Raw genomic sequence first — 11805 nt, forward strand, 5'->3', positions numbered from 1 at the left:
ACGGAAATGAAATCTATCTAAGGACAGTAAAACTAGAATGACCGCGGATTTTAGTTGTCATTACTAGAAAGATAAGATAAAATGGAATAATACCATAGAAAGGTTTTATTTAATGAATTACATTATTACATTTTTGATTTCAATGATTCCCTTAGTGGAACTACGAGGAGCTGTGCCATTTGCAATCGCTAATGGAATACCTTTGTGGGAAGCGCTAGCTATCGGTATTGTTGGAAACATGCTACCTGTACCTATCATCTTCTTCTTTGCTCGCAAAGTTCTAGAATGGGGAGCAGATAAACCTTATACTGGTAAGTTTTTCACATGGTGCCTTAAAAAAGGACATAGCGGTGGTCAAAAACTTGAAAAAGTAGCTGGAGAAAAAGGATTGTTTATTGCCTTGCTATTGTTTGTAGGCATTCCCTTACCCGGAACAGGAGCCTGGACTGGCACGCTTGCAGCTAGCCTCCTAGATTGGGAATTTAAACATAGTGTTATTGCTGTTATGCTAGGTGTTATACTAGCTGGATGCATCATGGGAACATTATCCATTATCGGCTTCAACCTATTCTAGAAAAGTTAAGGTGAGATGACTGTCTCTCCTTTTTAATATTTGCCAATCCACCAATTCGATAGCAAAATAAGACACTTGACTTAAGCCAAGTGTCTTATTTTAAAATATATTTACTGACAACATTTTGCTGTCAAATTATAATATAAAGCGAGTGTTAATTATTTTTCAAGTGCTGCTGCCATTGTAGCTGCAACTTCTGCTTCAAAGTCGTTAGAAGCTTTCTCAATACCTTCTCCAACTTCAAAACGTACGAAAGCAACTGCTTTAGCATTTACTGACTCAAGATAAGCTTCAACTGTTTTGCTATCATCCATGATGTAAACTTGAGCAAGGAGTGTGTACTCTTGGTCAACTTTAGTGTTGTCAAGCATGAAACGATCCATTTTACCTGGAACGATTTTATCCCAGATTTTTTCTGGTTTACCTTCTGCAGCTAATTCTGCTTTGATGTCTTCTTCTGCTTGGGCAATAACTTCATCAGTCAATTGAGCTTTTGATCCATATTTAAGGAATGGAAGAGCTGGTTTGTTAACCATAGCACGACTCTCGTTGTCTTGCTCAATTTTGTGGTTCAACTGTGCTAATTCATCATGAACAAATTGTGCATCAAGTTCAGTATATGAAAGAACAGTTGGCTTCATAGCTGCAACGTGCATTGATACTTGTTTAGCAAGTGCATCGTCGCCACCTTCAACAACAGTAATTACTCCGATACGTCCACCATTATGTTGGTATGCACCAAAATGTTGCTCATCAGTCTTTTCAACTAAAGCGAAGCGACGGAATGAAATTTTTTCACCAATTGTAGCAGTTGCAGTTACAAATGCTTGTTCTAAAGTTTCACCTGAAGGCATTGTTAAAGCAAGTGCTTCTTCATTGTTTGAAGGACGTCCTTCTGCAATAACTTTAGCAGTTTCATTAACTAATGTTACAAATTGGTCGTTTTTAGCAACAAAGTCAGTCTCAGCGTTAACTTCAATAACTGCTGCAACGTTACCATCAACATAAACACCTGTTAAACCTTCAGCAGCAACACGGTCTGCTTTTTTAGCTGCTTTAGCCATACCTTTTTCGCGAAGTAATTCAATCGCTTTATCAAGGTCACCATCAGTTTCTACTAATGCTTTTTTAGCGTCCATAACGCCTGCACCTGATTTTTCACGCAATTCTTTTACAAGTTTAGCTGTGATTTCTGCCATTTTCGTTCTCCTCTTAATTTCAAATAATGATTAAAAAAACGAGACAGAGCGGTTTGCATCTGCCCCGTTTTAGGATTTACAATAAATTAAATATTAGTCGTTGTTTGATCCTTCAACTACTTCAACGATTTCTTCAATTGAATCTGCTTGTGCTTCTTGAGCGAAGTCAACGTCAGCATCTTCACCTTGACGACCTTCAATAACTGCATCAGCTAATTTAGAAGTAATTAATTTAACGGCGCGAATAGCGTCATCGTTTGCTGGGATGATAACATCGATATCATCTGGATCAGCGTTAGTGTCAACCATAGCTACAACTGGAATACCAAGTTTTTTAGCTTCTTTAACAGCGATTTGCTCTTTATGTGGGTCAACAACATACATTACATCTGGGATGCGTGGCATATCTTCGATACCACCCAAGAATTTTTCAAGACGTGCACGTTGTTTGTTTAACAATGCAACTTCTTTCTTAGGAAGAAGTTCAAAAGTTCCTTCTTCTTCCATACGTTTGATTTCTTTCAAACGAGCAATACGTTTTTGGATAGTTCCCCAGTTAGTAAGAGTTCCACCTAACCAACGGTGGTTAATGAAGTATTGACCAGCACGTTTAGCTTCTTCAGCAACAGCTTCAGCTGCTTGTTTCTTAGTACCAACAAACAAGATAACTGCATCGTTTGCTGCAGCATCACGAACAAATTCGTAAGCTTGGTCAGCTAATTTTACAGTTTGTTGAAGGTCGATAACGTGGATACCATTACGTTCTGTGAAGATGTACTTAGCCATCTTAGGGTTCCAGCGACGAGTTTGGTGACCAAAGTGAACACCAGCCTCAAGAAGTTGTTTCATTGAAATTACTGCCATGAGTAAGTTCTCCTTTAAAAATGTTTTTTCCTCTCTCAGACTTCGACTTGCAGCCTAACCTTTCGGCAACAAGACCACAATTGATCTAAGATGAGTATTTGTCACTTTAAGCAACTATAATAGTTTATCAAAAAAAGTTAGATTTGACAAGCTATAAAATCTTCTACTCTATTAGAAAAATCATACTTTTCTTAGAAAAATGTAAACGTTTTTATTGGAGATTTAAAAGTATTTCGTTTATAATTAGGCTATTAAAAAATAAAGGAGGACATTATTATGTCATTAGTCGGAAAAGAAATTATTGAATTTTCAGCTCAAGCTTATCACGATGGAAAATTCATCACTGTTACAAATGAAGACGTTAAAGGAAAATGGGCAGTTTTTTGTTTCTACCCAGCAGACTTTTCATTTGTTTGCCCAACTGAACTTGGTGACCTTCAAGAGCAATACGAAACACTTAAATCTCTTGATGTAGAAGTTTATTCTGTCTCTACTGATACTCATTTTGTTCATAAAGCATGGCATGATGACTCAGATGTCGTTGGTACTATCACATATCCTATGATTGGTGACCCTTCACACCTTATTTCACAAGGTTTTGATGTCCTTGGACAAGATGGTCTAGCACAACGTGGTACATTTATCATTGATCCAGACGGTGTCATCCAAATGATGGAAATTAATGCTGATGGCATCGGACGTGATGCAAGTACTCTCATTGATAAAGTCCGTGCTGCTCAATACATCCGCCAACATACAGGTGAAGTTTGTCCAGCTAAATGGAAAGAAGGAGCTGAAACTTTAACTCCTAGTTTAGACCTTGTAGGTAAAATTTAATAACCAGGAGGTAATCCATGGTCTTAGATAAAGAAATCAAGGCTCAATTAGCGCAATATTTAGATTTGCTAGAATCTGATATTGTATTACAAGCTGATTTAGGAGATAACGATAATTCTCAAAAAGTAAAGGATTTTCTAGATGAAATTGTCGCTATGTCTGATCGCATCAGCCTTGAATCAACACATTTAAAACGTCAACCTAGTTTTGGAATTGCAAAAAAAGGGCATGAAAGTCGCGTTATTTTTTCAGGCTTGCCAATGGGGCATGAATTCACATCTTTCATTTTAGCTTTGTTGCAAGTCTCTGGTCGCGCACCAAAAGTTGATGAAGATATTATCAAACGAATTAAGGGGATTGAGAAAACTATCAATCTAGAAACTTATGTTTCATTAACTTGCCATAATTGTCCAGATGTCGTTCAAGCCTTTAATATAATGGCTGTTTTGAATCCGAATATCACTCATACTATGATTGAAGGAGGCATGTATCAAGACGAAGTCAAATCAAAAGGTATCATGTCTGTTCCTACTGTTTATAAGGACCAAGAAGAATTTACTTCTGGCCGTGCTACAATTGAACAGCTTTTAGAACAACTAGATGGACCTCTTGATGCTGAAGCATTTGCTGACAAAGGTGTCTATGATGTTCTAGTTATTGGTGGTGGTCCTGCAGGTAACAGTGCTGCAATTTATGCCGCCCGTAAAGGGTTAAAAACAGGTATTTTAGCAGAAACTTTTGGTGGACAAGTTATCGAAACAGTTGGTATTGAGAACATGATTGGTACACTGTACACAGAAGGCCCTAAATTAATGGCTCAAATTGAAGAGCATACCAAATCTTACGATATTGATATTATCAAGAGTCAATTAGCAACTGGCATTGAGAAAAAAGAATTAGTTGAGGTAACACTGGCTAACGGAGCTATTTTACAAGCTAAAACTGCTATCCTAGCTCTGGGTGCTAAGTGGCGAAATATCAACGTTCCTGGCGAGGAAGAATTCCGCAATAAAGGTGTTACTTACTGTCCACATTGTGATGGCCCTCTTTTCGAAGGAAAAGATGTTGCTGTTATAGGTGGTGGTAATTCAGGTATGGAAGCTGCTTTAGATCTAGCCGGTGTCACTAAACATGTTACAGTCCTAGAATTCTTACCTGAGCTCAAAGCAGACCAAGTACTGCAAGAACGAGCAGCTAAAACTGACAATTTAACTATTCTTAAGAATGTTGCTACTAAAGATATCGTTGGTGAAGATCATGTCACTGGTTTAAACTATACCGATCGTGATACAAACGAAGAAAAACACATTGATTTAGAAGGTGTTTTTGTACAAATTGGTCTTGTACCAAGTACATCTTGGCTCAAGGATAGCGGCATTGAACTCAATGAACGTCAAGAAATTGTCGTTGATAAATTTGGCTCAACAAATATCCCTGGTATTTTTGCTGCAGGTGACTGTACAGATGCTGCCTACAAGCAAATCATTATTTCCATGGGGTCTGGTGCCACAGCTGCCATTGGCGCATTTGATTATTTAATCAGACAATAATCTAAAAGAGATTGATACAATGGGTATCAATCTCTTTTTTTGGGTAATATGAGGAAGTTTAAGGGCTAAAATTGGCTATTTTACGAAAGAGGCTTGACGAATCTTTTTTTTTTCGATAGAATATTATCTGTTATGGCGGTATAGCCAAGTGGTAAGGCACGGCTCTGCAAAAGCTTGATCGTCGGTTCAAATCCGTCTACCGCCTTAAATATAAAAGATTTTATCCAAAGATAACAAAAAATCAACGATTGTTCGTTGATTTTTTTGTTATCAGAATTATTTTTTTAAATCCAATAATTGATAAGGTATAGAAGATTGACTATCTCTTAATGAATAGCTTTCTAATTCATTGACATTATCCCTTAAAATTTGAGACTCTTTAGAACTAATTAAACCGTCCCTTTCAAATTCAGAGATTGTTCTGCGTTCCAAGTAATATCCTCTTAGGGTTTCATTTAAAATATCTGGCGTTATGCGTGCAATGACACGTTCTACAAATAAACCTGATTTAATTAATTCTGCGTCTCGAATGCGTTCATTTTGTAAGAAATCTATCAAAGTTGCATTATAATAACCTTCCATATCTTCTAGCGTTTCTAAAATGAGGTCATTATTTGATAAGTACAAATCTGTTAAGTGCTGACGATTGACTTCTGCTAACAACCGTTTCCTGTTTTTGAAATGTTTTTTCCGATTTCGTATTCCTTGTCCAAATGTTAAAAACTCATGAACAATACCACGAATAACACGCATAAGAATCGTTAAACTATAAGTGATATTTGACACAAAGCTACGATTAACTTGGCGTTCTAAGTATTTTAAATAACGTTGGTAAATACGATATTCTTTGATAGAAATATTGCCATAACGATAAGCAGCTTCAAGTCCATCGCTTTCTATACTAAGCATCATCAGTTGCAATTCAGCTAAGTCCTTCTTAATGTCACTAGATTCTTGTTCTAAAATGAGATGACGAATACGGCTATTATAATTATCTATAACTGCATAAAATGAAGCTTGATTTTCAGAACTCTTACCATCTTCTTCTAAGACAGATAATACTTTTGTTAAAATCGATAGACGTATTAAATAATCATCTTTCACCTGTAAGGGAGGCGCTAACTTTGGTAATACTAAAAGTCCCGTTAAAAAACTCATTAGCGTTACTGCACCAACAGTGAAAAGAATCAAACTATACCCCAACTCTCCTATGACTGAGTGCTTGGGTAATAAGAGTATTGTTGCTATGGAAACACTTCCTTTAACTCCTGAAAAAGTCAACAGTTGAATCTCTCTCCAATACTTTTTAAATGATTTATGGTATTTGAAAGATCTCCAAGCATAAAAGCAAGAAACTGCTAGAAAGCGAACTAGAAAAAGTGTGCAAGTAACTAAAACAACAATACTAATAAGATCAAAATTACTATAAGCGTTACTTGTTAAAAGAGGACCAATGATACGTGTCAGTTCTCTTCCAAATATTAAGAAAACTAAACCATTTAAAATAAAATTTAAGGTTTCCCAAATAACAGAGGTAACGCGATCTACTTGAGCATCAAAGAGAGTCACTTTTTTCAAACGATTTGCTTGCATTACTCCTGCCACTACCACCGCAATAATAGCTGAAAATCCCAACAAATCAGCAACGAAATAAGCAACAAAAGGTAAGGTTAATTCCAAAAGTAGAGCCCCTGTAACATCAGCAGCATCAAATTTCTCTAGGACAGTGAGACATAACCTCATTAGAAAAGCAAAAAGCAAGCCAATTAAAAAACCACCCATTATGGCCAATGCTAACTTGAGACTAGCTTTTGCTAAGGAGAAATAACCTGTTACAAGGGCTGTTAAAGCAAACTGGAAGGAAACTAGACCACTAGCGTCATTTAAAAGACCTTCCAATTTGAGGATATTTTCTGCCCGTTTAGGAAATTGAAACCTCTTAGCAATCGATATAAAGGCAACGGCATCTGTTGGGCCTAAGGCTGCTCCAAGCGCAAAGCATGCCGCAAGTGGTAAACTAACTGGCAAAAGGTGCCCTGCTACATAACCAACGACAATAGCTGTTAAAAATACCGTTGGTAAGATTAAGTAAAGAATAATAGCCCGATACTTTATAAAACTACCAATATCACTTTCTTGACCTTCCCTAAAGTTCAAAGGAGCAATAACAAAGGCAAGGAATAACTCAGGATCGATATGGACTTGTGACTTATGAAAAACTAAGCCAGAGAGAATCCCAAAGACCAACTGGATAAATGGTAATGGTAATTTAGGAAATATCCTATTGATAACATTAGATAAAATCAAAAACAGGAGAAAGCTGACTATTAGAATAGTTTCTTCCATATTATTCCTCCTTCATAACATCTATCAATTCTTTCTTCAATTTCTCAATTTTATCATCGATTTTTTTAGTATCTTCTCTCTCCAATCGACAGCGACATCTTTCTTTTTCAAGTATTATTAATTTCTTCTTTTTCTTCTTTACTTTACTTAAGTGAACATTTGAAAATTCTTGATTTTTAGAAGAAAGGTATTTATCTTTTAGTCGATTCAATTGTTCTTCCAAAGATAATTGAGACATCATGACCTCCTATTTAATGACCAAATTATTAATAATAAGTATTTTTTCTTTCATCGGCTATCTCTAGTATAACACGCATTTCTTAAATTGATAGATTTTAAGAATATCGTTGCTCATTATCTCCATATGTGGTAGACTAACAACAATTTAAATAGGAGGTTAACCAATGAAAAAATTAACAAAAGGCAGCCACATTCGTGTTCTTAGTCCCTCTTCTTCCATTGAGCGTCTGGGTGGTTTTGAGGCTAACCTATTAGCCAAAGAAGTACTAGAAAAGCTGGGATTTCAAGTGTCATTCTCTAAGCACTATCTAGAAAATGATATCCTCTATTCTGCTTCGATTACTAGCCGTGTAGAAGATTTACATGAAGCATTTGCCGACCCTTCTGTTGATGCCATATTAGCAACCATTGGCGGATTCAATTCCAACGAGCTTTTACCATATTTAGATTATGATTTAATCTCTAAGAATCCCAAAATAATTTGTGGTTACTCAGATTCAACGGCCTTCCTTAATGCTATTTTTGCCAAAGCAAAAATCCAAACTTACATGGGCCCTGCTTATTCTTCTTTCAAAATGAAGGAAGGTCAACCTTACCAAACACAAGCTTGGCTTACTGCCATGACAGAAAACCACTATGAACTTTGGCCTAGTGAAGAATGGTCTAGTGATCCCTGGTATGATCCCAGCAAACCACGCCAATTTTTCCCAACAGAATGGAAAATTTATAATCACGGAAAAGCTTCCGGTACGATTATCGGAGGTAATCTCTCTACGTTTGGCCTACTTCGAGGTACTCCTTATGCACCGAAAATTGAACGCTATGTCCTCTTGATTGAAGAGGCTGAGGAAAGTAATTTTTATGAATTTGACCGCAACCTTGCTGCAATTTTACAAGCTTATCCTCATCCACAAGCTATTCTTATGGGGCGCTTTCCTAAAGAATGCGGCATGACTCCACAAGTCTTTGAATATATCCTTTCAAAACATGCTATTTTCAAGGAAATTCCTGTTATTTATGATATGGATTTTGCGCACACCCAACCTCTTTTGACAGTGACTATTGGAGCTGAGCTAAGCGTTGACACTACTACATTATCTCTATCTATAAAAGAATAAAAAAATACTCCTGCTACTCATCTGAGTAACGGGAGTTTATCATTTAGAGTTACCAAATAATAACACGTTTTTCAACTGGACGCCACATGTTATCACCATCTTTAACATCAAACTCTTTATGGAATTCTTCAAAATTCGTTACTGTAATATTAGTTCGCCATTGTGCTGGGGCGTGAACATCTACACTAGCTAACATTTGCATATACTCATCACGTGCCTTCATACGCCAAATTGTCGCAAAGTTAATAAAGAAATCCCTCGCTGAAAAATCTGACTCACGCTGCGCAGCTTCTAAAGCACAAGCAACTCCACCTAAATCTGCAACATTTTCTGATACTGTTAGTTTACCATTGACTTTTGCGCCATAAGATTCCAGTCCATCAAACTGCTCAACTACTTTATCTGTAAGTTTTTTGAAAGCTTCAAAATCTTCATCAGTCCACCAATTATTCAAACTTCCATGTTCATCAAATGAAGCTCCATTAGTGTCAAAAGCGTGTGATATTTCATGTGCAATCACTGCACCAATTCCCCCATAATTTGCTGATGAACTTTGCTCTAAAGCATAAAATGGTTCTTGTAAAATGGCTGCTGGGAAGACAATTTGGTTTTGTTGTGGATCATAATACGCATTGACCATGTGGGCAGGCATATGCCATTCACTTCTATCAACTGGTTTATTCCATTTACTCCAACCATAGGCTATTGAAATTTTGTCTAAATTAGTAGCATTTTCGACAAGCGATAGTTTAGGATCAATGATTTTTTTAGTATAAGTCTCTGGTAGTTTCTCAGGGTATCCAATATGTGGTGTGATAACATTAAGTTTCATAATAGCTTTTTCTCGCGTTGACTGTGCAAGCCAATCCGCCTTTTCTAAGCGTGACTTATAGACATCAATCATCGTTGCAATCTTATGCTCAACATCAGCTTTAGCTTCTGGAGAGAATTTTTCTCCTGCATACCACAAACCTAGAGCTTGATTGTAAGGTCCTGAAGCAAGGTAGTAAGCTGCTTTTTTCTTATCCATTGCTTGTGGTGTGCCTGATAAAGCTCGACTGTAAACTCCCGATTTGATACGAATATCATCAGTTAAGTAAGCATTATAGGCATTCGCAGCTGATAAAATAAGATCTGCCTTTAATAATTCCCAATTAGATTCTGAGTAATAGTCAGATGCAAATTCTGTCCAGAAACGTTCTTCAGGAACAATAACTTTATCTGGTTTTTGTCCTAATATCTTTTGGAAAATAGCATCTAATGGAAGTTCAGGTGCTAATTTTGTGAAATCTTCCCAGTTATAAGGATGGTAAAGTTTAACATATTCCGAACTCTCTTCGCGAGATAAGACATATTGTGCCAATTTTGCATCCAATGCTAAAACCTTATCCAAGATATCTTTAATTTCCTGTTCTGAAAGGCCAAACAAAGGCAGTAGGTCTTCTTGACTTTTACGCCAAAAAGCAAGGAGTTCCTTTCCTTTTTCATTATCTTCACTATAATAAGTTGTATCTGGTAAAATAATCCCAGGCGCTTCAGCCCAAAGTACATTCAATTGAGCATTCATAAAGTCAGGAGCCACACCAAATGGAAATTCATTTGGTTTACCCTCTAGTTCATATTCTGCAACTTTTGATGCAAACTCAGAGAAAGATTGTAGGCCTTTATATTCTTCAATTAATGGTAATACTGGTGATACTCCTACCTCTTCACGTTTTTGATAATCAGCTGTCATTTTATGAAAAGCAATAAAATGATTTAAAATCGTATCACTTGGTTTATTTTCATCAGCCAGCCACTTATCTGTCGTTGACAGCATTAATGCTTCAATGTCATCAGCAAGATCAGAAAAACCACCTGTCCTTGGTTTGTCATCAGGAATAACAGCTGTCTTAGCCCACTCCCCATTAACCGCTTGGTAAAAATCATCTTGATATTTTATCATTATTTTCTCCTTAATATCTCATATGTAATCTCTTACAGTCTAACAGAAAATTCAGAGTTTGACTATTAAAAATACTCTCATATTGGTGCTTTCTCTAAATATCATTTTGTTATTTTTGCTATACTATAAACCAACAAGGAGGTTGTTATGATTGAAAAATATTATAATTGGGCAACGCTTGGAACCGGCGTTATTGCCAACGAATTAGCCCAAGCACTAGAAGCACGTGGACAAAAATTATATTCTGTAGCTAATAGAACTTACGACAAAGGACTTGAATTTGCTACCAAATATGGTATCCAAAAAGTTTATGATCACATAGATCAAGTATTTGAAGACCCTGAAGTGGATATCATTTATATCTCTACTCCCCACAATACTCACATCTCATTTTTACGAAAGGCTTTAGCAAATGGTAAGCACGTTCTTTGCGAAAAATCTATTACTTTAAACAGCACTGAACTTAAAGAAGCCATAGATTTAGCCGAAACTAACCATGTTGTCTTAGCTGAAGCCATGACTATTTTTCATATGCCAATTTATCGCCAATTAAAAACATTAGTTGATAGTGGAAAATTAGGACCGTTAAAAATGATTCAAATGAATTTCGGAAGTTATAAAGAATATGATATGACTAACCGTTTTTTCAGTCGTGACCTAGCAGGCGGTGCTTTGCTGGACATTGGTGTTTATGCACTTTCTTGTATTCGCTGGTTTATGTCAGAAGCACCTCACAACATTACCTCTCAAGTTACATTTGCACCAACAGGAGTTGATGAACAAGTTGGTATCCTACTAACCAATCCTGCAAATGAGATGGCGACTGTCAGCCTTAGTTTACATGCAAAACAACCTAAACGAGCAACTATCGCTTACGATAAAGGCTACATTGAACTTTTTGAATATCCGCGAGGACAAAAGGCAGTTATTACTTATACTGAGGATGGGCATCAAGATATTCTCGAAGCTGGCAAAACTGAAAATGCCCTCCAATATGAGGTAGCTGATATGGAAGAAGCCGTTTCAGGAAAAACTAACCACATGTACTTAAACTATACCAAAGACGTTATGGATATCATGACACAGCTACGTCAAGAATGGGGATTTACCTACCCAGAAGAAGAAAAATGAA

The 11805-nt window shown here is 36.6% G+C and carries 10 protein-coding genes and 1 tRNA gene; 6 read left to right on the top strand and 5 right to left on the bottom strand.

Annotated features, from left to right (window positions below; translation table 11 throughout):
* Positions 1-112: 112 nt before the first annotated feature.
* Positions 113-574 carry a COG2426 family protein gene (locus EGX96_RS03510; protein WP_123957817.1) on the top strand — a complete coding sequence of 154 codons (462 nt, stop codon included), beginning with the start codon at positions 113-115 and terminating at the stop codon, positions 572-574.
* 158 nt (positions 575-732) lie between these two features.
* On the opposite strand, the gene tsf is transcribed toward EGX96_RS03510, so the two are convergent.
* A complete protein-coding gene (gene tsf / locus EGX96_RS03515) occupies positions 733-1773 on the bottom strand; it encodes a translation elongation factor Ts (protein WP_000808080.1) in 1041 nt (346 codons plus the stop codon).
* Positions 1774-1866: 93 nt separating this feature from the next.
* Positions 1867-2637 (bottom strand): 30S ribosomal protein S2, encoded by a 771-nt coding sequence (gene rpsB / locus EGX96_RS03520; RefSeq protein ID WP_000268454.1) that lies wholly within the window; start codon positions 2635-2637, stop codon positions 1867-1869.
* A gap of 276 nt (positions 2638-2913) precedes the next feature.
* Here rpsB and ahpC point away from each other — a divergent pair, with 276 nt between their 5' ends.
* From ahpC to EGX96_RS03535, 3 genes are all read left to right on the top strand, one after another.
* Positions 2914-3474: an alkyl hydroperoxide reductase subunit C gene (ahpC, locus tag EGX96_RS03525; RefSeq protein ID WP_000060540.1), complete on the top strand. Its 561-nt coding sequence runs from the start codon at positions 2914-2916 to the stop codon at positions 3472-3474.
* Between the two features lie 17 nt (positions 3475-3491).
* Positions 3492-5024: an alkyl hydroperoxide reductase subunit F gene (gene ahpF / locus EGX96_RS03530; RefSeq protein ID WP_000242129.1), complete on the top strand. Its 1533-nt coding sequence runs from the start codon at positions 3492-3494 to the stop codon at positions 5022-5024.
* A 134-nt stretch (positions 5025-5158) separates the two neighbouring features.
* Positions 5159-5229 (top strand) — tRNA-Cys (locus tag EGX96_RS03535).
* 71 nt (positions 5230-5300) lie between these two features.
* Here EGX96_RS03535 and EGX96_RS03540 read toward each other — a convergent pair.
* Positions 5301-7370, bottom strand: coding sequence for a cation:proton antiporter (locus EGX96_RS03540; protein WP_000393084.1), 2070 nt, complete (start codon positions 7368-7370; stop codon positions 5301-5303).
* Between the two features lies 1 nt (position 7371).
* Positions 7372-7608: a hypothetical protein gene (locus tag EGX96_RS03545; protein WP_000080854.1), complete on the bottom strand. Its 237-nt coding sequence runs from the start codon at positions 7606-7608 to the stop codon at positions 7372-7374.
* Positions 7609-7774: 166 nt separating this feature from the next.
* Here EGX96_RS03545 and EGX96_RS03550 point away from each other — a divergent pair, with 166 nt between their 5' ends.
* Positions 7775-8728, top strand: coding sequence for a S66 family peptidase (locus EGX96_RS03550; protein WP_000737091.1), 954 nt, complete (start codon positions 7775-7777; stop codon positions 8726-8728).
* A 49-nt stretch (positions 8729-8777) separates the two neighbouring features.
* On the opposite strand, the gene EGX96_RS03555 is transcribed toward EGX96_RS03550, so the two are convergent.
* Positions 8778-10673, bottom strand: a complete 1896-nt coding sequence (locus EGX96_RS03555; RefSeq protein WP_000599038.1) for a M13 family metallopeptidase — start codon at positions 10671-10673, stop codon at positions 8778-8780.
* 147 nt (positions 10674-10820) lie between these two features.
* On the opposite strand from EGX96_RS03555, the gene EGX96_RS03560 reads away from it, so the two are divergent.
* Entirely contained in the window at positions 10821-11804 is a 984-nt protein-coding gene (locus EGX96_RS03560; RefSeq protein ID WP_000570859.1) for a Gfo/Idh/MocA family protein, read from the top strand.
* Position 11805: the final 1 nt, after the last annotated feature.

Origin of the sequence: Streptococcus sp. FDAARGOS_520, assembly GCF_003812685.1 — a bacterium.
Lineage (GTDB): Bacteria > Bacillota > Bacilli > Lactobacillales > Streptococcaceae > Streptococcus > Streptococcus agalactiae.